The 19,890-nt window shown below is 70.3% G+C and carries 18 protein-coding genes and 1 tRNA gene; 4 read left to right on the top strand and 15 right to left on the bottom strand.

The genetic code is table 11. The features are described 5' to 3' along the window. Window positions 1–262 precede the first annotated feature (262 nt). From OG430_RS28640 to OG430_RS28630, 3 genes are read right to left on the bottom strand one after another with little or no spacing between them, the layout of a single operon-like run. On the bottom strand, window positions 263–1,141 hold the full coding sequence (locus OG430_RS28640) for an SDR family oxidoreductase (protein WP_327355491.1): 879 nt from the start codon (window positions 1,139–1,141) through the stop codon (window positions 263–265). After that, window positions 1,138–2,064: an alpha/beta fold hydrolase gene (locus OG430_RS28635; protein ID WP_327355490.1), complete on the bottom strand. Its 927-nt coding sequence runs from the start codon at window positions 2,062–2,064 to the stop codon at window positions 1,138–1,140. The genes OG430_RS28640 and OG430_RS28635 overlap by 4 nt, the downstream gene beginning before the upstream one ends. Continuing rightward, complete coding sequence (locus OG430_RS28630; RefSeq protein WP_327355489.1) at window positions 2,061–3,626, bottom strand: flavin-containing monooxygenase; 1,566 nt, start codon at window positions 3,624–3,626, stop codon at window positions 2,061–2,063. The genes OG430_RS28635 and OG430_RS28630 overlap by 4 nt, the downstream gene beginning before the upstream one ends. Before the next feature lie 163 nt (window positions 3,627–3,789). Here OG430_RS28630 and OG430_RS28625 point away from each other — a divergent pair, with 163 nt between their 5' ends. After that, complete coding sequence (locus tag OG430_RS28625; RefSeq protein WP_327359257.1) at window positions 3,790–4,428, top strand: MerR family transcriptional regulator; 639 nt, start codon at window positions 3,790–3,792, stop codon at window positions 4,426–4,428. A gap of 15 nt (window positions 4,429–4,443) precedes the next feature. On the opposite strand, the gene OG430_RS28620 is transcribed toward OG430_RS28625, so the two are convergent. Beyond that, entirely contained in the window at window positions 4,444–5,442 is a 999-nt protein-coding gene (locus OG430_RS28620; RefSeq protein WP_327355488.1) for a DUF6528 family protein, read from the bottom strand. Window positions 5,443–5,577: 135 nt separating this feature from the next. Further along, window positions 5,578–6,396 (bottom strand): exodeoxyribonuclease III, encoded by an 819-nt coding sequence (locus OG430_RS28615; protein ID WP_442816567.1) that lies wholly within the window; start codon window positions 6,394–6,396, stop codon window positions 5,578–5,580. Window positions 6,397–6,407: 11 nt separating this feature from the next. Here OG430_RS28615 and OG430_RS28610 point away from each other — a divergent pair, with 11 nt between their 5' ends. Next, entirely contained in the window at window positions 6,408–6,899 is a 492-nt protein-coding gene (locus tag OG430_RS28610) for a GNAT family N-acetyltransferase (RefSeq protein WP_327355486.1), read from the top strand. A 71-nt stretch (window positions 6,900–6,970) separates the two neighbouring features. Here the strand turns inward: OG430_RS28610 and OG430_RS28605 are convergent, their stop codons facing one another. The 9 genes from OG430_RS28605 to galU all read right to left on the bottom strand — a co-directional run bounded on the left by OG430_RS28605 (window position 6,971) and on the right by galU (window position 14,381). Next, window positions 6,971–8,179 carry a sensor histidine kinase gene (locus OG430_RS28605; RefSeq protein WP_327355485.1) on the bottom strand — a complete coding sequence of 403 codons (1,209 nt, stop codon included), beginning with the start codon at window positions 8,177–8,179 and terminating at the stop codon, window positions 6,971–6,973. Between the two features lie 19 nt (window positions 8,180–8,198). Next, window positions 8,199–8,669: a hypothetical protein gene (locus tag OG430_RS28600; RefSeq protein WP_327355484.1), complete on the bottom strand. Its 471-nt coding sequence runs from the start codon at window positions 8,667–8,669 to the stop codon at window positions 8,199–8,201. Window positions 8,670–8,810: 141 nt separating this feature from the next. Then, a tRNA-Ala gene (locus tag OG430_RS28595) sits at window positions 8,811–8,884 on the bottom strand. 106 nt (window positions 8,885–8,990) lie between these two features. After that, on the bottom strand, window positions 8,991–10,163 hold the full coding sequence (gene sepX / locus OG430_RS28590; protein WP_327355483.1) for a divisome protein SepX/GlpR: 1,173 nt from the start codon (window positions 10,161–10,163) through the stop codon (window positions 8,991–8,993). Window positions 10,164–10,326: 163 nt separating this feature from the next. After that, window positions 10,327–10,953 (bottom strand): GNAT family N-acetyltransferase, encoded by a 627-nt coding sequence (locus OG430_RS28585; RefSeq protein ID WP_327359256.1) that lies wholly within the window; start codon window positions 10,951–10,953, stop codon window positions 10,327–10,329. Next, entirely contained in the window at window positions 10,950–11,516 is a 567-nt protein-coding gene (locus OG430_RS28580) for a MogA/MoaB family molybdenum cofactor biosynthesis protein (RefSeq protein WP_327359255.1), read from the bottom strand. Before OG430_RS28580 ends, OG430_RS28585 begins: the two co-directional genes overlap by 4 nt. 53 nt (window positions 11,517–11,569) lie before the next feature. Beyond that, window positions 11,570–12,049 carry a cyclic pyranopterin monophosphate synthase MoaC gene (moaC, locus tag OG430_RS28575; protein ID WP_327355482.1) on the bottom strand — a complete coding sequence of 160 codons (480 nt, stop codon included), beginning with the start codon at window positions 12,047–12,049 and terminating at the stop codon, window positions 11,570–11,572. Window positions 12,050–12,144: 95 nt separating this feature from the next. Then, the gene (gene glp / locus OG430_RS28570; protein ID WP_327355481.1) at window positions 12,145–13,473 is read right to left on the bottom strand and encodes a molybdotransferase-like divisome protein Glp; all 1,329 of its coding nucleotides are present in this window, start codon (window positions 13,471–13,473) and stop codon (window positions 12,145–12,147) included. A 5-nt stretch (window positions 13,474–13,478) separates the two neighbouring features. After that, window positions 13,479–14,381, bottom strand: coding sequence for a UTP--glucose-1-phosphate uridylyltransferase GalU (gene galU, locus OG430_RS28565; protein WP_327355480.1), 903 nt, complete (start codon window positions 14,379–14,381; stop codon window positions 13,479–13,481). A 186-nt stretch (window positions 14,382–14,567) separates the two neighbouring features. Between galU and OG430_RS28560 the strand changes: the two genes are divergently transcribed. Continuing rightward, window positions 14,568–15,098, top strand: coding sequence for a 5-formyltetrahydrofolate cyclo-ligase (locus OG430_RS28560; RefSeq protein ID WP_442816566.1), 531 nt, complete (start codon window positions 14,568–14,570; stop codon window positions 15,096–15,098). Here the strand turns inward: OG430_RS28560 and OG430_RS28555 are convergent. Next, window positions 15,088–17,937 (bottom strand): penicillin acylase family protein, encoded by a 2,850-nt coding sequence (locus OG430_RS28555; protein WP_327355478.1) that lies wholly within the window; start codon window positions 17,935–17,937, stop codon window positions 15,088–15,090. The genes OG430_RS28560 and OG430_RS28555 overlap by 11 nt on opposite strands. A 216-nt stretch (window positions 17,938–18,153) precedes the next feature. On the opposite strand from OG430_RS28555, the gene OG430_RS28550 reads away from it, so the two are divergent. Next, a complete protein-coding gene (locus tag OG430_RS28550) occupies window positions 18,154–19,689 on the top strand; it encodes a potassium/proton antiporter (RefSeq protein ID WP_327359254.1) in 1,536 nt (511 codons plus the stop codon). Window positions 19,690–19,890: the final 201 nt, after the last annotated feature.

Here is a 19,890-nt window from a genome sequence, read left to right as displayed (position 1 = left end):
CACCGCACACTGCGCAGCCATTGAGGGGCGTACCCACAACCCGGGTACGCCCCTCAACTTGCACCGCTGTTACCGCTGTTGCGGCCGCTCCGGCTATTCCCGCCGTTGCGGCCGCTCCCGCTGTTCCCGCCGTTGCGGCCGCTCCCGCTGTTCCCGCAGCGGGCAATCGTGCCGCAGGGCGGCACGGGTGGGCGCGGCACGAAGGCGCCGAGTGCGCTGAACGTATGGCTACGCCCACCCCGGTGCCGCACCCCGTCGAAGGTCAGGCCCCGGTACGCGCCTTCTCGTCCGCCGCACCCCCCTCGCCCACCAACCCCTTGCTCACGCTCCCGAGCCGAGGCTCGAACCGCTTCATCTCGCGCACCCCCACGGTCGCGATGATCCCCGGCAAGTACCCCCGCATGGACTGCATCCCCCGCAGCCACCACTGCGCGTACACATGCGGAGACCGCCGCTCGATCCCCGCAACGATCCGGTCGACCGCAGGCCCCAGCGGATACGTCTTGTTGGAAGGCCACGGCAACCGCTGCCGAAGCTCCCGCATCACATCGTCCTGGTCGGCCCCGCGCACCATGTCCGTGTCGGTCCACGACAGATACCCGACCCCGACCCGCACCCCCTTGTACCCGACCTCCGCCCGCAACGAGTGCGCGAACGCCTCGACCCCGGACTTCGACGCGCAGTACGCGGTCATCATCGGTGCCGGCGTAATGGCGGCAAGCGAAGCTATCTGCAGGAAGTACCCCCGCGACTCCATCAGCACGGGCAGGAACGCCCGAGCCGTCACGGCCCCGCCGATCAGATTGACCTCGATCACCCGCCGCCACGCCTCGGGGTCGGAGTCCACGAAGGGCCCGCCCGACGCGACCCCCGCGTTGGCCACCACGATGTCGACCTTGCCGAAGCGCGCCTTGACCTCCTGGGCCACCCGCGCCATCGCCTCATGGTCGGTGACATCCGCGTACCAGGTGTCGCTCTCGGTGTGCAGCCGCTCGGAGACCTGCTTCATCGCATCGGGCTCGAGCCCGACCAGCGCGACCTTCGCACCCCGCGCCGACAGCTTGCGGGCGAGCAGTTCGCCCACGCCCCGCGCGGCCCCCGTGACGACCGCGACCTGACCTTCCAGGCTGACCTTGCTCATGCGCCCTCCCTGACAGTTACGTACGTACCGACCAGCTCACGAATCGCCGCGCTGACCGCTTCCGGCGCCTCGACCGGCGTCATGTGCCCGAGCCCGGCCAGCTCGGTGCTGCCCACGCAACTCGGCAGCGCGGCCACCAGGGCGCGGGCGTGCACGGGCGGCGTCATCCGGTCCGCCGTACCGACGAGCACCGCGGTAGGCATCGTCAACTCCCGCACGCCCGACGAGAGTTCGAGCTCGGCCAGGACATGCGACCACCCATAGCGCACCATGCGCGGGCAGGCGTGCACAATGCGGGCGCATGCCTCGATCTTGTCCCGGGACGAGCCGGGCCCCATCGTGGCGTACCGCAGAATCCGCCTGGCCACCGGCGTCACGGGTCCGAGCGGCGCCTTCGACCCGAGCACGGCCCGGGTGAGCCGGGTCCGCAGCCGCCCGGCCTTGAGCGGCACGACGCGCGACTCGGCGGTCAGGTCCCAGCCGCCCGTGCTGCAAAGCAGCACCGCCGCCGCATGCTCCTTGAACTTGCCGCGCCCCGCGGCCGCCATCATCGTCATGCCACCCATGGAGTGCCCCGCGAGCACGGCCCGCTCGCCGGGTTCGAGCGCGGTGGCGAGCACCGCCTCCAGGTCGTCGGCGAGCGCCGTCGTGCTGTACCCGGCGGCCGAGGCGCGCGCCGGACTGCGCCCGTGCCCGCGCTGGTCGTACGCGATGACGCGGTGGTCGACCGCCAACTCCCGTATCTGCGCGGCCCAGAAGGCCGTCGAACAGGTCCACCCGTGCGCGAGCACCACGGCGGGCGCCCCCTCGGGACCGTGCACCTCGACGTACAGCCGGGACCCGTCGGCGGACACGGCCGTCAGCTCGCGCGCGGCGGGCGGCGGTGCGTACGGCCCGGTCGTCACATGCATCAGCCTGCTCATGCCGCCGCCTCGGCCTTCTTCGTACGCGCCTTCTTGGCCGGCGACTTGGTCTCGACGGCCACGTCCTTCGTGGACTTCTCGGTCGGCCGCACCACCTCGTACTCGGCGAGGTCGACCTGCCGCGTCGCCTTGCGGAACTCTGTCGTGGTACCCGGCCAGATGGTGGTGTTGACGCCGTTCGCGTCGAGGTACCAGCTGTTGCAGCCGCCGGTGTTCCAGACGGTCCGCTTCATACGTTCCTGGACCCGCCGGTTCCACGCACCCACGGCGGACGGCCGTACGGCGAGGGCCGCCTTCCCCCCGAGGACGTCCAACTGCCGCATGTAGTCGGCCATGTAGTTCAGCTGGGACTCGATCATCAGGATCATCGAGGAGTTCCCGAGGCCGGTGTTGGGCCCGATGATGGTCATCCAGTTGGGGAAGCCCGCCGCGGTGGCGCCGCGCAGCGAGTTCATGCCGTCCTTCCAGGACTCGGCGAGCGTCGTGCCGTCGTCGGCGATGACGCGGTCCGCGATCGGCATGTCCGTGACGTGGAAGCCGGTGCCGAAGATGATCGCGTCGACCTCGGTCTCGGTGCCGTCGGCGGCGACCAGGGTGTTCCCGCGGATCTCGCTCAACCCGCTGGCCACGACGTCCACATTGGGCTGGGCGAGCGCCGGATAGTACGTGTTCGACAGCAGGATCCGCTTGCAGCCGATGCGGTAGTCGGGCGTCAGCTTGCGGCGCAGCTCCGGGTCCTTGATGGCCCGGCCCATGTTCCGCTTGGCTATCGCCTCGATCATGCCCAGCTCGTTCGGCCGCTTGGTGAAGGCCTGGACCTGCAACTCCCGTATGCCCCACAGGATTCCGCGCCGGGCGGCGGTGGTGAACGGCAGCTGCCGGTGCAGCCAGCGCTCGGGCGCGGTGATCGCACGGTCGGCGCGCGGCATCACCCACGGCGGCGTCCGCTGGAACAGCGTGAGCCTGCCGACCTCCTTCTGGATGGCCGGCACGATCTGGATCGCGGAGGCCCCGGTCCCGATCATCGCGACGCGCTTGCCGCTGAGGTCGTAGTCGTGGTCCCAGCGGGCCGAGTGGAAGACCTTGCCCTCGAAGGTGTCGAGCCCCGCGATGTCCGGGACCTTGGGGTCGGAGAGCGGCCCGGTGGCGGAGACGACGACATCGGCGGTCAGCGAGCCGCTGCTGCTCTCGATCTCCCAGCGCAGCTCCTCGGCGTCCCAACGCATCTGCTTCACCTCGGAGTTGAGGCGGATGTGCGGGCGCAGCCGGAAGGTGTCCGCGACGTGCTCCAGGTACTCCTGGATGCGCTCCTGCCCGGAGAAGGTGCGCGGCCAGTCCGGGTTGGGCGCGAAGGAGAACGAGTACAGGTGCGAGGGCACGTCGCAGGCGCAGCCCGGGTAGCTGTTGTCCCGCCAGGTCCCGCCGACCGCGCCCGCCCGCTCCAGGACGACGAAGTCGGTGATGCCCTCACGGCGCAGCCGCACGGCGGCCCCGAGGCCACCGAACCCGGACCCGATCACCGCCACCCGTACGTGCTCGCGCTCCCGCTCGTGCTCGGCCATGCCGCCGCCTCCCGAACCTCACGACTCTGCCAGTAACTACTGGCGCAATGGGGAGACTAGAGCAGCAACATACCGAGCGGTAGGGGGTAAGCCCGGGAATGTTACCGGCGGTACAACATAGGGTTCGGTCATGAGCGCAGACGGGGCCGTACGCGAGTACCGCATGGAAGAGCTGGCCGAGGAGGCCGGCATCACCGTGCGCACCCTGCGCTTCTACCGGGAGCGCAAGCTGATCCCGCCGCCCCGCCGCGAGGGCCGCATCGCCTGGTACGACGAGCACCACCTGGCCCGCCTGCGCACCATCACCGGCCTCCTGGAGCGCGGCCACACCCTGACCGCGATCGCCGAGCTGACCGACGCCTTCGAGCACGGCCGGGACGTCGGCGAACTCCTCGGCCTGACCGGCGAGCCCACCGAGGAGACCCCGGTCCGCCTCACCCCCGAGGAGCTGGCCGACTACTTCGAGGGCGAGGTCACCCCGGAGAACCTCCAGGCCGCACTCGACCTCGGCTACATCGGCACGGACGGCGACGAGATCGTGCACATCAGCCGCCGCCTCCTGGAGGTCTCGGCGCAGCTCGTCCGCGAGGGCGTCCCGCTCGCCGCGGTGATGACGGCGGGCCGCCGGGTGCGCGAGCACGCGGACGCGCTCGCCGAGCTGTTCCTCACGACCGTCCACGAGTACAAGGCGGACGCCGACATGGACAAGCTGCGCCCGCTGGCGAAGGCGGTCGTGGAGGCGGAGCTGTCGATGGCGATGGACCGGCGCATCGCGGCCGACCGGGCCGGGGACAAGGGCTGAGCCACCCGCACCGGCCTACCGGGGCAGCCACCAACGCGCCTTGTAAATCCCGCCGTTGACCAGCAGATACTCCGAGTCCGGCCGATGCACGGTCACCTTCCGCGTCCACCAGGTCTCCCCGAGCCCGCCCTCCGGCACGGTGCTCGCCACCTGCCCGGTCCGGGGATCGTTCCCGATCGCCTTGACGCCCTTGCGGCTGATCCGGTCGGCCCCCGCGAAGTCCTGCACGAACTCCTTGGCGCCCTTCGCGTACTGGAACACCGCCGCATTGGTCGTCACCCACAGCCGGTCGGGCCGCCCCGCCACCGGGAAGAGGTCGTGCCCGCCCGGCTTCTCGCCCGGCAGTGCGATCCCGTACGTCCGGGTGAGCGTGGGCTTGGCCCGGCCGCCGCCCACCCGGTACGTCACCAGCTCGTCGTCGCCGATCACCCACAGGACCTTGCGCGCCCCGTCCCAGTGCAACCCGTGCGCACCCTTCAACTCGGCTTTCGCGTACGTGGTGTTGCGCGGCCCCTGCGAGGCGGCGTACAGCCTCACCTGCGCCCCCGTGCTGCAGGCGACCGCCACATTGCCGTCCGGCAGGATCTCCATGGAGTGCGGGTTGAACAGGTCGTCGCCGGGCCCGATCGCCCCGCCCCAGTACCGCCGCCCGGTCGGATGCTCCACGACCGCGGCGAACCCGAACGACGCGCAGGTCAGCAGGTAGGTGCGCCCGCCGTACCGCCGCACCTTCGCCTCGCTCGGGTACACCCAGCTGACGTCCGGCTGCAGATCCGCGTACCGCCGGTCCCCGAGCGGCGAGAACGCCCACTTCACGGAGGCCGGATCGGCTGCCGGATCCCAGGTGGGGCGCTGCGGGTCGAGGACGAGAATGCGCTTGGAGGCCTGCTCGGTGACGAGCACGGGCGGCGTCCCGGCGGGCGCCGCACCGGCCGGCGCCGCGGGCAGCGCGGCCGCCAGACCGACACCGAGCGCACCGCCGAGGACGGCGCGCCGAGAGTACGAGTGGTTCATGAAATCCCCCTGTACGACGGGCAGTTGGCCGTGCCGTGCGCTCGGCAATCTGCCACGCCGCACAGGGAGCGGGAAGCCCTCTATCGGACTTCGCGCTCTTGCGCCCCAGCCTTCACATGGCGTACGCGACGTCGCCTAAAGGTCGTACACGACGGTCACCGGAGCGTGGTCCGACCACCGCTCGTCATGTGTCGCGGCCCGCTCCACGAAGCCCTTGACCGCGCGCTCGGCGAGGCCGGCCGTGCACACCTGGTAGTCGATGCGCCAACCTGCATCGTTGTCGAAAGCCCGCCCCCGGTAGGACCACCACGAGTACGGCCCCTCAACCCCCGGATGCAGCGCCCGCACCACATCCACGTAACTCTCAAAGACCTGCCCCATCCACTCCCGCTCCTCGGGCAGGAATCCGGCGTTCTTCTTGTTGCCCTTCCAGTTCTTGAGGTCGGCCTCCTGGTGCGCGATGTTCCAGTCACCGCAGACCACGACCTCGCGGCCGTCCGCGGCGGCCCGCACCTTGAGCGCCTTCAGGTACGTGAAGAACTCGGCCATGAACCGCTCCTTCTCGTCCTGCCGCTCGGTCCCGACCTCGCCCGAGGGCAGATAGAGGCTCGCGACCGTGACGCCGGGCAGATCCACCTCGACGTACCGCCCGCTGGAGTCGAACTCCTCGGAACCGAATCCGATCTGTACGCGGTCGGGCTCGCGGCGCGTGTACAGCGAGACCCCCGCCCGCCCCTTGGCCGCGGCCGGGGCGTGCACCACGTGCCAGCCCTCCGGCGCCCGCACCCCCTCGGGCAGCTGCTCGGCCTCGGCCCGCACTTCCTGCAGGCAGACGGCGTCGGCATCGGTGGCGGCCAGCCACTCGACGAAGCCCTTCTTGGCGGCGGCACGGAGCCCGTTCACGTTCACAGAGGTCACAGTCAGCACCCCGACACGGTACCGGCCCACCCGCATACGATTTCCGCATGGAGATACGCCCGGTCCCGTTCGACCACCCCGACGCCGTCAAGCTCAACGACCAGGTGCAGCTCGAGTACATCGAGCGCTACCAGCAGCACGGCGAGGAAGAGGGCGATGTCACCCCGCTCGACCCGGCCATGTTCGAGCCGCCGCTCGGGCTCTATCTGATCGCGTACGACGATCAGGACCGGCCCCTCGCGACCGGCGGCTGGCGCACCCAGGACGCGGGCGAGGACGGCTACTCGGACGGCGACGCCGAGCTCAAGCGCATGTACGTGGTCCCCGAGGCCCGCGGTCTGGGCCTGGCCCGCCGCATCCTGGCCGCCCTGGAGGCCGACGCCCGCGCGGCAGGCCGGACCCGGATGGCCGCGGAGACGGGCACGGAGCAGCCCGAGGCGATCGCGCTCTACACGTCGAGCGGCTACGCGGCCTGCGCCAAGTTCGGCCACTACCGATTCCACGAGGAGAGCCGCTGCTTCTCGAAGCTGCTGCTCTGAGCGGCTTAGGAGTCTGATCAGCTTCGGAGTCTGATCGGCTTTGGGTCTGATCGGCTTCGGGGTCTGGGCGGCTAAGGAGTCCGGGCAGCGCGCAAGTCGAGCACCGCCAGCGCCCCGCCGCCCTCGGGGTTCTCGAAGCGCAGCCGGGCCCCGAGCACCTGCGCCTGCCCCCGCGCGATGGTCAGCCCGAGCCCCAGCCCGTTCTCGCGGGCCCCGGTACGGAACCGCTGGGGCCCGCCCGCGAGCAGGGCGGCGGGGAAGCCGGGCCCGCTGTCGCGCACCCGCACCACCGCGCCCTCGACCTCGACGCGCACCGGCGCCGCCCCGTGCCGCAGCGCATTGCTGACCAGGTTGGCCAGGACCCGCTCGACCCGGCGCGGATCGGTCTCCACCTCGGTGTCCTCGACGACATCGACGGTGACCCCGCGCTCCTCTCCCGCCACGGCCCCGACGGCCTTGCGGACGAGCGCGCCGAACTCCCGTACCTCCGTCTCGGCCTGCTCCGTCGACACATCGAGCCGCGCCACTTCAATGACATCGTCGACGAGCTCCCGCAGCCGCTGCGCGCTCCCCTGCACCAGCTCGGACGGCCGCCCGGCCGGCAGCAGCCCGGCCGCGGTCACCATCCCCGCGACGGGCGTACGCAGCTCGTGCGCGATGTTCGCCGTCACCTCGCGCTCGGCTTGCAGCCGGCCGGACAGGGCGTCGGCCATGGTGTTCACGGCGGTGGTCAGCTTGGTGATCTCGTCCTTGCCGTGCAGTTCGAGGCGCGCCGTCAGATCGCCGTCCGCGATGCGCTGCGCGGTGTCCGCGGAGGCGGTGAGCCGCCGCCCGAGCCGCGTCGCGACGAGCAGCCCCGCCACGATGGCGAGCCCGGTGCCGAGCCCGCCCGCGACCCAAAGGACCCGGTCCAGCTCCCGCACGGTCGTGTCCTCGCGGGTGTAGGGCCGGCGCAGCGCGACGACGGAGTCGCCCTCCTTGCTCGCGGCCCACAGCCACGGCGTGCCCTGGGTGCCCGGGTCGAGATAGACCGCCCATTTGCCCTTCTGCACGGCCTCACCGAGCGGCTTCGGCAGATCCGGCGGATTGATCAGGGTGTTGGCCCCGTCGACGCCCGCCGCATGATCCTGCACGGCGGTCGCGAGCCGGTCCCCGATCTGCCCGGTGGCCGTCTCGAACTGGGCGTTCACCGTCCGGTGGTGCACCAGGAGCCCCATCACCACGGACACCACCGCAGCGGTGCCCGCGATGGCCACACCGATCTTCGTTCGCAGTCCCATGGATCGCCCGACCGCCCGCTCAGAACGCCGGAACGGAGAGTCGGATGCCGCGCAGCTGCACGTTCACCGCGTTCTTCGGCAGGTCCTCGGGGTGCACCGGCTCGACCGTCGCCCGCCGGTAGTAGGCGACGCGCTCCTGCTTCTCGAGCGCGCTCAGCGTCACGTTCACCTCGTACGGCTTCTCGCCGCACTCGGGCAGACACCACATCCCGCTGAGCTTCCCGGTGGCATGCGCGGTGCCGTCGCCCCAGCTCCCCCAGCGCAGCTCGGACACCGTCACGAACTCGGTCAGCCCTATCGCGGTCGGCCGCCGCAGCGGCTGCGCCTGCGCGTCGGCGACGTAGACCGGCCCGGACACCTTGGACGGCGAGATCGCGGGCCCCTGCACGTGCAGCCCCTGCGGACCGCTGCAGCCGCTGACGAGCACCGCGACGACCGCGAGGAGCGCGGCACCGCAGGCAGTCATGGCGAGTCGGGCAGAACGGGACATGTCTACAAATGTACGGGCCCTAGTCAAGACCCCTGTCGACTCTGGTCGAGCCCTGCCTGCCCTGATCGAGACGACCGCCGAGCTTGCTCCCGCACATGCGAAAGCCCCGCCGGACGAATCCGGCGGGGCTTTCAATTGCGGTGGACCTGTGGGGATTTGAACCCCAGACCCCCTCGATGCGAACGAGGTGCGCTACCAGACTGCGCCACAGGCCCTTGCAACGAGTGAAACTTTAGCACCCCGATCGGGGTGCTTGGAAATCCGTTCCGGCCCTGGTCAGCTCAGTGGCTCAGGCCAGGCCCCGAAGAGCGGATCCCACGGCTACTCGTTGGCCGCGCGCGGCCGGTCCCCGACTCCCCTGTCTGCGTATTGGTCGAACAGCGGGGTGCGCCCGCGCTCCCTGGCCCGCCGCCCACCGGCACCGCGCCGGGCCGCCTGCGTGCCCTCGCCCTGCCGGGGCCCCGCCTTGGACTCCTCGGCCTGCTCGCCCTCCCGCGCCGCCGCGGCCTCGCGCGCCTCGCGGCCGCGCCGGTCCGGCTCGGCGGCGCTGGAGCGCGCCGAGCTCCACGAGTCGGGGGCGCCCAGGTCGACGCTGCCGGGTGCACGCGGGGCGACCGGGGCGGTGACGTAGGTCGGCAGCGGGACCGGCACCGGCTCCCAGCTGTCACCGCGCGCCGCGCCCCGTTCCCGCTCGCGCTGCTGGTCGACCCACTCGGCGTGGTCGGTCTGCTCGACGAGGGCCCGGCGGTCGGCGGCGAGGGAGGAGAGCCCGGGGCTCTCGGCCTGCGCTTCGCCCTCCGCTTCGTCGTCCACCGGCGCCGCGGCCGGACGCCGCCCGCCGGAGCGGCGCTCGCGCAGCCGCTGGGCGGCCATCTCGGCGCGCCGCTGATCCATCACGTACGTATAGCGGCGGCGCTCCTGCGAACGCAGATAGACGATGTACGCGCTCAGCAGCAGGGCCGGCCCGGCGGGCGCCCACAGGAAGCCGAGTCCGCCCACGGCGGCGACGATCGCGCCGAGGGTGAAGGCCAGGAACAACATCACCGTCGTACGTCGCCGACGCGCCAGCACCTTCAAGCGCCGGGCCCGTGCCGCCGCCTCGGCATCCGCCCGCTCGGCCCTCGCGGACCGTTCGGGGCGCTCCTGGCGCTCGGGGCGCTCCTGGCGTTCCGGCCGCTCGGAACGTTCCGCCCGGGCTTCCTTGCGGCTCGGGGGCACGGCGAAGTTCCGGACGTCGACGGAGCCCGTCAGGGCGTCCGTGGCGGCGTCCGGCTCGGCCCCGGTCCGGGGCTCTTCCCCGTCGGTGCGCGCCTGCAGGTCCTTGGCGTACCGGCGCTCCATCCCCGCCCGTCCGGACAGCAGCCGGATGGCGGTGCTGAAGCGTTCCGTCGGACGGGCTTCATTGAGCTCGTCCTGCCTACGGAGCCACATCGGCACCAAGTAGGCGGCCCAGGCCCCGACGATGACTGCGTAGATGAGGCCGCTGCTGCTCACGCCTCACACGGTAGAGGGGTTTCGGTGAGGCCATCTGCCAATTGAGCCGGTGTGTCGCACGATCTGGCTGATATCTCGAACTTTTTTTGTGACTGATGCGATCAGCAGTCTTCGATTCCAGGCATATTCGCGGTCAACTACTGCTCATTTTCGAACACTTATTTCATTTGGGTGGCGCGATACGTCGGGCCTGGTGCCAGCGGTTGAGCAACCCTTCGGGCACCTCTTCCGCGGTGAGCGCGAAGACGAGATGGTCGCGCCAGCCTCCGTCAATGTGGAGATAGCGTGGACGCAGTCCCTCTTCGCGGAATCCGAGTTTCTCCACGACGCGCCGGCTCGGTCCGTTCTCGGGCCGAATACAGACTTCGATGCGGTGCAGTCCGACAGTCCGGAAGCAGTGGTCCACGGCAAGTGCCACAGAAGTCGGCATCACTCCGCGGCCCGCGACCGACTGGTCGACCCAGTAGCCGACATGGCCCGAACACATCGAGCCCCAGGTGATTCCGGCGACCGTCAACTGCCCGGCGAGACGGCCCTGGTGCTCGATGACGAAGGGCAGCATGCGGCCCGCGTTGGCCTCCGCCCGCAAGTGGCGGACCATTTGACGGTACGTCGGCCGATGGGCGACCGGGCCGCCCGGTGCGGGCGGCGGAATGGTGGCTTCCCAGGGGCGCAGCCAGTCGCGGTTGCGCCGGTTGACCTCGCGCCAGGGCCGCTGGTCACGCAGCTTTATGGGGCGGAGGACGGTGTCGCCGTCCGCCAGCTCGACGGGCCAGGCGAGGCTGTTCAGCTCGGGCTCCCGGTGGATCCGTGGTCCGGTCGGGGGTGGTCGCCGCCGCGGATCTGGTCGACGGCGTGGACCAGGAGCTTCTCGAGTACCGCGATTCCGTCGCGTACACCGCCGGTCGAGCCCGGCAGGTTCACGATCAGGGTGCGGCCGGCGACTCCGGCGAGGCCACGGGAGAGCGCCGCCGTGGGCACCTTGTCCCGGCCGAACGCGCGGATCGCCTCGGGGATCCCGGGGATCTCGTGGTCGAGCACGGCCCGGGTGGCCTCGGGGGTCTTGTCGCCGGGCGAGATGCCGGTGCCGCCGGTGGTGAGGATGACGTCGTATCCCGCGCCCGCGCCGGCCCGCAGGGCCTGCTCCACGGGATCACCGTCAGGGACCACCAGCGGGCCGTCGACGGCGAAGCCCATGGCGGCGAGTCCTTCGGCCAGGAGCGGCCCGCCGCGGTCCGCGTAGACGCCCGCGGAGGCGCGGTTGGAGGCAGTGACTACGAGCGCGGCATAGGGGGCGAGCAGTGCGTCGCCGAGCGTCGCGGAGTCGCCGGGGAACGGGGGCGCGTTCTCCAGCCCGGCGCGGTGCGGCACTGCGGGCCCGGTCCCGCCGTCGGTGTGGGCGCTGCTCACGACCGGGTCCATTCCCCGGACTTGCCGCCCGTTTTCTCCTCGACGCGGACGTCCGTGATGACGGCCCCCTTGTCGACGGCCTTGACCATGTCGATCACCGTCAGGCCCGCCACCGAGACCGCCGTCAGCGCTTCCATCTCGACACCCGTCCTGCCGGTCGTCTTGACCGTGGCCTCGATCTCGACCGCGTCGTCGGCAACGGCCAGATCCAGCTTGACGCCGGAGATGTCCAGCGGGTGGCAGAGCGGGATCAGATCGGCGCAGCGTTTCGCGCCCATGATCCCGGCGATCCGCGCGGTGGCGAGGGCGTCGCCCTTGGGCATGCCCTCGCCGCGCAGCAGCTCGATAACGCGGGGCGAGACAAGGACGCGGCCGGACGCGCGGGCGGTGCGCGCGGTCACGTCCTTCTCGGATACGTCGACCATGCGGGCGGCGCCCGCTTCGTCGATGTGCGTCAGTCGGTCCTGCGTGCTCATGTGCTGGGCGCTCCCGGTCGGGCCTCGTGCGGGCCGCAAGGCGGGCCGCGGTGCGGCCCTGTGTGGGCAGACACGGTACCCGTACCAGGAGGGTCTCAGCCGAGCAGGACCACGTCGAGCTCGGCGCCGGGGGCCACCTCGGTGGTGTCCTCCGGGACGACGATCAGGCAGTTGGCGTGGGCGAGCGCGGCGATGAGGTGGGAGCCCGCGCCGCCGACCGGGGTGACTGTGCCCTCGCCGTCGTACCTGCCGCGCAGGAACTGCCGCTTGCCGCCCGGCGAGGTCAGCGGCTTGTCGCAGCTCAGCTCGGCGCGGGCGGTGGGGCGGTGGACGTCCTCCAGGCCCATCAGGGCGCGGATCGCGGGACGTACGAACAACTCGAAGGAGACGTACGACGACACCGGATTGCCCGGCAGGGCGAGCAGCGGGGTGTGGTCGGGGCCGATGGAGCCGAAGCCCTGCGGCTTGCCCGGCTGCATGGCGAGCTTGCGGAACTCGATGCCGCTGCCCGCCTCGTCCTCGTCCCCGACGTGTTCCAGGGCTTCCTTCACGACGTCGTACGCGCCCACGCTGACGCCGCCCGTGGTGACCAGGAGGTCCGCGCGGATCAGCTGGTCCTCGATGGTGGAGCGCAGCGTCTCCGCGTCGTCGGCGACGGCGCCCACGCGGTAGGCGATGGCGCCCGCGTCCCGGGCGGCGGCGGTCAGCGCGAAGCTGTTGGAGTCGTAGATCCGGCCCTCGGCCAACTCCTCGCCGGGCTGGGTGAGTTCGCTGCCCGTGGACATCACGACCACGCGCGGGCGGGGACGCACCCGCACGCTGCCGCGGCCGATCGCGGCGAGCAGGCCGATCTGCGGCGGGCCGAGGACGGTGCCCGCCTCCAGGGCGCGCTCGCCGGCCTGGACGTCGCTGCCGCGTGCGCGGACGTGCTGGCGGTCGGTGGCCGGGCGGTGGATGCGGACCTCGCCGGTGGCGCCCTCGGGGGACGCGCTGTGCGGGGTCATCGAGCCGACCGGGCCCTCGCCGAGGCCGCCGTCGGTCCACTCGACGGGGACCACGCACTCGGCGCCCGGGGGCAGCGGGGCGCCGGTCATGATGCGGGCGGCCTGGCCCGCGCCGACGGTGAGGTCGCCCGCGCTGCCCGCCGCGACGTCGCCGATGACCTCGAGCACGGCGGGGAACTCCTCGCTCGCGCCCGCGACATCGGCGACCCGGACCGCGTACCCGTCCATGGAGCTGTTGTCGAAGGGTGGCAGCGAGACGGGCACCGTGACGTCCTCGACCAGGACACAGCCCTGGGCGTCGAGCAGTTGGAGCTCGATCGGCTCGAGCGGGTGGACCGCGCCGAGAATGTCCTCGAGGTGCTCGGTCACCGACCACAGGTGGGCCTGACCGGTGACCGCTTCCGTCGTGCTGCTGCTCAAGGTGCCTACATCTCCTCGTCGACGTAACTGCGAAGCCAGGCCTTGAAGTCGGGGCCCAGGTCTTCACGTTCGCACGCGAGTCTGACAATGGCACGCAGATAGTCGCCACGGTCTCCGGTGTCATAGCGGCGGCCCTTGAAGACCACGCCGTGCACCGGGCCGCCGACCTTCTCGTCCGCCGCCAACTGCTGGAGCGCGTCCGTGAGCTGGATCTCGCCTCCGCGGCCCGGCTCGGTCTTGCGCAGTATGTCGAAGACGGCGGGGTCGAGGACATAGCGGCCGATGATCGCGAGGTTGGACGGGGCGTCCGCCACGTCCGGCTTCTCGACCAGGTCGGTGATCTTGACCACGTCGCCCTCGGCGGTGGGCTCGACGGCCGCGCAGCCGTACATGTGGATCTGCGCGGGGTCGACCTCCATGAGCGCGATGACGCTGCCGCCCTCGCGGGCCTGGATCTCGACCATGCGCTTGAGGAGCGGGTCGCGGGCGTCGATCAGGTCGTCGCCGAGGAGGACCGCGAAGGGCTCGTGCCCGACGTGCGGGGCCGCGCACAGGACGGCGTGGCCCAGGCCCTTGGGGTCGCCCTGGCGGACGTAGTGCATGGTCGCCAGGTCGCTGGACTCCTGGACCTTGGCGAGGCGTTCGGCGTCGCCCTTCTTGGTGAGGGCCGACTCCAGCTCGTAGTTGCGGTCGAAGTGGTCTTCCAGGGGGCGCTTGTTGCGGCCCGTGACCATGAGGACGTCGGACAGACCGGCGGCGACGGCCTCCTCGACCACGTACTGGATCGCCGGCTTGTCGACGACCGGCAGCATCTCCTTCGGTGTGGCCTTCGTGGCCGGAAGGAAGCGCGTGCCGAGGCCTGCTGCGGGGATGACAGCCTTGGTGATCGTGGGGTGCGACTCAGTCATGCCGGTCACCATATCGGGTGCGTATGTGCGGAAGATGTGGGTCCGGTAAATTCGTTGCCTTTGTTGACTTTGCAAGCAATAAGAGAGGTTTGTGGACCACCTGTGAGCGCGAGCGCAGACTCCGGCACGAGCGGCAAGGCTGACAAAGCCACATTGCGGCGAGAACTCCTCGACGTGAGGCGCCGGTTGACAACAGATGACGCACAGGAGGCGGCCGCGGTTCTCGCCGAGCGTGCGATGCAGCTCACCGAGCTGGCCGGGGCGCGGACCGTCGCCGCCTATGTCTCGGTCGGCCGGGAGCCGGGCACGCGCGTGCTGCTCGACGCGCTGCACGCGCGCGGGGTGCGCGTTCTGCTGCCGGTGCTGCTCGCGGACAACGATCTGGACTGGGGGACGTACGACGGTACGGAGCGGCTCGTACGCGCAGGCCGGGGCCTGCTCGAACCCGAGGGCGCCCGGCTCGGCCCCGACGCCGTCCTGGAGGCCGACGCGGTGCTGCTGCCCGGGCTCGCGGTGGACGGGCGCGGGATGCGGCTCGGCCGGGGCGGCGGGTCGTACGACCGGGTGCTCCAACGCCTCGCACGCGCGCGCGTGCAGCCGCCTCTGGTGGTGCTGCTCTACGACAACGAGGTGGTCGCGCGGGTCCCGGAGGAACCGCACGACCACCCCGTGCACGCGGTGGTGACCCCGGGCGGGGTCCGGAGATTTACGGCCTGAGCGCCAAGGTGTTCTTGGTGGCGGCCTCGACGGCCTTCTCCGAGTAGGCCCAGTCGAGCAGTTCGCCCTTGGCCCACTTGTCCGTCTGGTCCGTGTAGTTGTCGTGGTAGGCGTGGCCCGAGGCGCCGGTCAGGTTGATCCACTTGGACTTGTCGAAGTCCGCGAGGTTCACGACCATCCGCATCGACGGCACCCAGATCACGCCGTAACCGCCCGCCGCGTTCCAGCCGGTGGCGTTCACCGCGGCCTCGCCGCCGCCCAGGTTCCAGGGTCCGCGGTTGAGCAGCCACTGCATGAAACCGGGGCCCTCCGTACCGATGGTCTGGTTCTTCAGCGTCAGCTGGTGCAGGCGGCCCCAGCTCCAGGTGTCGATGTCCTTGCCCAGCTTGGCGGTCAGCTCCCAGCGGGCGTCCTCCATGGCGCGCGCGAAGAGCTCGTCACGGTTCGTGGTCGCCTTGTCGGTGCGCGACTTGGGCGTGTGCCACCACTCGTTGTTCTCGTCGTCGAGGATGTTGCGCACGACCTCGTACCAGCGGTCGCCACCGTCCGGCTGCGCCGCGTCCGCGTCGCGCTCGCCGCACTCGCGCACCCGCTCGTCGGGGTCGTCCACCGGGCCGGTCTTGTCGGCCGGCTCGACGTTGATGCAGGAGCCCTTGACCCGAAGCTCCTTGGGCAGCTTGTTGCCGAACGACAGCTTGAGGACGTTGCGCCAGACCGCGTTGAAGTACGCGGCCGCCGCCGAATCGGAGTCCTGGGTGTAGTCCCAGCCCTCGAGGAGCTTCTGCGCCTCACGGACGTACGGATCCTCGACATCGATCTTGAGCAGCTTGGGCGTCAGCATCTTGGCGATCTCGCTGCTGTTGTCCAGCTGCATGAGGCGCATGTCCTCGGTCGAGATCTTGCCGTCGTTCTTGATCTTCGACTCGATGAGGTCGTTGATGCGCTGGCTGCGGGCGCCGTAGCCCCAGTCGTCGGTGAGCTTGTACGGGTACTTCTTCTCGTCCACGACGGCCTGGTTGGCGGTCACGATGTAGCCGCGCTTCGGGTTGTACTCGTAGGGCAGCTCCGCCTGCGGGATGTAGCTCTTCCAGTTGTACGAAGAGTCCCAGCCCGGCACCGGAAGGGAGCCGTCGTTGTCCTTGCCGCCACGGACCGGGATCCGACCGGGCGCCTGGTAGCCGATGTTGCCTTCCTGATCGGCGTAGATCAGGTTCTGCGAGGGCACCTCGAAGTGCGACGCGGCCTTGCGGAAGTCCTTGAAGTCCTTGGCCCGGTTGAGCTCGAAGACCGCGTCCATCGAGTTGCCGGGGTCGAGCGCGGTCCAGCGCAGCGACACCGCGTAGCCGTCGGCGCGGTCGGGGGCCGAGCTGCCGGCCGGGGCCTCCTGGCCGACCTTGCCCAGTTCGTCGCTGCGGTCGGAGATGAGCGGGCCGTTGTTCGTCGACCGGACCACGATGGTCTTGTCGTCGCCGCCCGCGACCTTGATGGTCTCCTTGCGGGTGGTGAAGGGCTGGACCTTGTTGTCGTACAGGTAGCCGTCGCCCTGGATCTTCTCCAGGTAGAGGTCGGTGACATCGGCGCCGAGGTTGGTCATGCCCCAGGCGATCTTGTCGTTGTGGCCGATGATCACGCCCGGTACGCCGGCGAAGGTGTAGCCGGAGACGTCGTACTTGCACTTGCCGGAGGCGCCGCCACGGCAGTGCAGGCCCATCTGGTACCAGACCGACGGCAACTGGGGCGACAGGTGCGGGTCGTTGGCGAGAAGCGGCTTGCCGGTGGTGGTGTGGTCGCCGGAGACCACCCAGGAGTTGGAGCCGATGCCGTTGCCGTTGGGGCCGATGGCGTCGGGGAGCTTGTCCAGGGCCTTGGAGATCCGGGACAGCTGGGTGTTGAGGCCGGCCGTGGCGTTCGTACCGCCGGAGAGGGAGTTCCCGGTACCGGTACCCGTGCCAGTACCCGTACCGGTACCTGTGCCGGTGGAGCCCGACTGGCCCTGACCCTGCGTCTGGCCCTGGGTCTGGCCCTGGGTCTGGCCCTGGGTCTGTGTCGCGGTGCCCTTCGGGTCGAAGGACTTCGTCGCCGGGTCGACCGCGCCGTTCTCGATGATCGGCTTATGCAGCTTGTACGGGTAGCCCGGGTACAGGTCGTCGATCTGCTTCGGGCCGAGCCTCGAGTACATCAGCGAGCGGTCGATCTCGTCCTGCATGTTGCCGCGCAGGTCCCAGGCCATGGCCTTGAGCCAGGCCACCGAGTCGACCGGCGTCCACTTGTCGACCTTGTAGTCGGTGGTGAAGCCGAGCGCCGCGTACTCGACGGACAGGTCCTTTCCGGACTTGCCCTCCAGGTACGCGTTGACCCCCTCGGAGTAGGCGTCGAGGTACTTCTTCGTCTCGGCCGAGAGCTTGGTGTCGTACTCCTTCTGCGCCACCCCGTGCCAGTCGAGGGTGCGCAGGAATTCATCCGTCTCGACCTGGCCCTTGCCGAACATTTCCGAGAGCCGGCCGGACGTCATGTGGCGACGTACGTCCATCTCCCAGAAGCGGTCCTGGGCCTGCACATAGCCCTGGGCCATGAACAGGTCCGCGTCCGACTCGGCGTAGATCTGCGGAATGCCGTTGGCGTCGCGCCGCACATCGACCGGTCCGGAGAGACCATCGAGCTTGATGGACCCCTTGGTCTGCGGGAAGGAGGCGCGCACGGTGCTGATGCTCCAGTACGTCCCGAAGGCCACACCCGCGACCAATGCCAGCACCAAGGTGATCAACAGCAGGCGAAGGCGTCGCCCCTTCTTCTTCCCGGTCTTCTGCTGGCCGGAAGAGGCGCTTTCATTGGCGGGCATCGCTGTCCTTCGAGGGGCAGGGCGGTCCTGGAGTGCTGGAGCAACCATAGGCGCAGGGCAGATCGGCTTCGGACGCGGAGTCGGCACCGTACATCGCGGAGGTACGGGAAGCGTCAAGAAATCGTCAACAATTAGGTAAGGTAACTAGGCAGGGTAACGAAGTACCCTGCCCGTCACACCCCGCTTCCCGCCCAGTTCTCGCGAAAGGAACGGCCACTGACTGTCCATCAGCTCAACGAGCTCCTTCTCGTCTGCTCGCTCGTTCTGCTCATCGCCGTCGCCGCCGTGCGCATCTCCTCGCGCAGCGGCCTCCCCAGCCTGCTCCTGTACCTGGGGATCGGGATAGCGATAGGCCAGGACGGCATCGGCAATGTCGTGTTCGACAATGCCGAGTTGACGCAGGTGATCGGTTACGCCGCACTTGTGGTGATCCTGGCCGAGGGCGGCCTGGGCACCAAGTGGAAGGAGATCAAACCCGCGTTGCCTGCGGCAGTGGTGCTGTCGCTGGTGGGCGTCGCGGTGAGCGTGGGCGTGACAGCGGCCGGTGCGCACTATCTGGTCGGGCTCGAGTGGCGCCAGGCCCTCATCATCGGCGCGGTGGTGTCCTCGACGGACGCCGCGGCGGTGTTCTCCGTGCTGCGCAAGGTGCCGCTGCCCTCGCGCGTGACCGGTGTGCTCGAGGCCGAGTCCGGCTTCAACGACGCGCCTGTCGTCATCCTCGTTGTGGCCTTCTCCACGGTCGGCCCTGTCGACTCCTGGTACCTGCTCGTCGGCAAGATCGCACTGGAGCTGGCGATCGGTGTCGCGGTCGGGCTCTCGGTGGGCTGGCTGGGCGCGTTCGGGCTGCGGCACGTGGCGCTGCCCGCCTCCGGTCTCTATCCGATCGCGGTCATGGCGATCGCGGTCGCGGCGTACGCGGCCGGGGCGATGGCCCACGGCTCCGGGTTCCTCGCCGTCTATCTGGCCGCGATGGTGCTCGGCAACTCCAAGCTGCCGCACTGGCCGGCCACGCGCGGGTTCGCGGACGGGCTCGGCTGGATCGCGCAGATCGGCATGTTCGTCCTGCTCGGCCTCCTTGTCACGCCGCACAACCTGTGGGACGACGTCTGGCCCGCGATCGTCATCGGGCTCGTCCTCACGATGGTGGCCAGACCCCTCGAAGTCTTCCTCAGCCTGCTGCCGTTCAAGCTGCCCTGGCAGGAGAAGGCCCTCATGTCATGGGCCGGACTGCGCGGCGCCGTGCCCATCATTTTGGCGACGATCCCGATGGTGTCGGACATCGACGGCAGCGAGCGGATCTTCAACATCGTCTTCGTGCTCGTCGTCGTCTACACCCTCATCCAGGGGCCTACGCTGCCGTGGCTGGCCAAGGCCCTGCGGCTCGAGGACGACCCCTCCGAGGCGGCCGACCTGGGCATCGAATCGGCGCCCCTGGAGCGGCTGCGCGGGCATCTCCTCTCGGTGGCGATCCCCGCGAAGTCGCGGATGCACGGCGTGGAGGTCGGCGAGCTGCGGCTGCCGTCCGGCGCCTCCGTGACACTCGTCGTACGGGACGAGAAGTCCTTCGTGCCGGGGCCCACGACGGTCCTGCGGCGCGGCGACGAGCTGCTCGTGGTCGCGACGGACCCGGTGCGGGACGCCGCCGAGCAGCGGCTGCGCGCGGTCGGCCAGGGCGGAAAGCTCGCCGGGTGGCTGGGCACGGGCGGGCCGGAATCGGGCAACACGGGAACCGGAACGCGACGATCCCGTTAATCACAGGTGACAACCTGCCCGGTTCCCTCTATTCGGAGGCGAACACGGCTACTGACCCGTACAATGAAGGAACACTGAATCGAACCACCTCTGTCTGATGCAGAGCTGGCGCGACCGCACGGCGGCCGTGGTCCCTCGCAGTGGGACCGGGTATCACCGACGTTCGCTGCGCATGAGGACAGCTCTCGGCGAAGCCACACG

The sequence above is a fragment of the Streptomyces sp. NBC_01304 genome, assembly GCF_035975855.1.
Taxonomy (GTDB): domain Bacteria; phylum Actinomycetota; class Actinomycetes; order Streptomycetales; family Streptomycetaceae; genus Streptomyces.
Note: the sequence above shows the minus strand (reverse complement) of the source record. Positions and strands in the feature narration are given on the sequence as shown.

Coding starts and splice junctions, on each gene's coding strand:
- OG430_RS28620 (WP_327355488.1), bottom strand. CDS start 5,442: ATGAACCACTCGTACTCTCGGCGCGCCGTCCTCGGCGGTGCGCTCGGT.
- OG430_RS28640 (WP_327355491.1), bottom strand. CDS start 1,141: ATGAGCAAGGTCAGCCTGGAAGGTCAGGTCGCGGTCGTCACGGGGGCC.
- OG430_RS28625 (WP_327359257.1), top strand. CDS start 3,790: ATGGAAGAGCTGGCCGAGGAGGCCGGCATCACCGTGCGCACCCTGCGC.
- OG430_RS28615 (WP_442816567.1), bottom strand. CDS start 6,396: ATGCGGGTGGGCCGGTACCGTGTCGGGGTGCTGACTGTGACCTCTGTG.
- OG430_RS28610 (WP_327355486.1), top strand. CDS start 6,408: ATGGAGATACGCCCGGTCCCGTTCGACCACCCCGACGCCGTCAAGCTC.
- OG430_RS28605 (WP_327355485.1), bottom strand. CDS start 8,179: ATGGGACTGCGAACGAAGATCGGTGTGGCCATCGCGGGCACCGCTGCG.
- OG430_RS28555 (WP_327355478.1), bottom strand. CDS start 17,937: ATGCCCGCCAATGAAAGCGCCTCTTCCGGCCAGCAGAAGACCGGGAAG.
- OG430_RS28600 (WP_327355484.1), bottom strand. CDS start 8,669: ATGTCCCGTTCTGCCCGACTCGCCATGACTGCCTGCGGTGCCGCGCTC.
- moaC (WP_327355482.1), bottom strand. CDS start 12,049: ATGAGCACGCAGGACCGACTGACGCACATCGACGAAGCGGGCGCCGCC.
- OG430_RS28630 (WP_327355489.1), bottom strand. CDS start 3,626: ATGGCCGAGCACGAGCGGGAGCGCGAGCACGTACGGGTGGCGGTGATC.
- OG430_RS28635 (WP_327355490.1), bottom strand. CDS start 2,064: ATGAGCAGGCTGATGCATGTGACGACCGGGCCGTACGCACCGCCGCCC.
- galU (WP_327355480.1), bottom strand. CDS start 14,381: ATGACTGAGTCGCACCCCACGATCACCAAGGCTGTCATCCCCGCAGCA.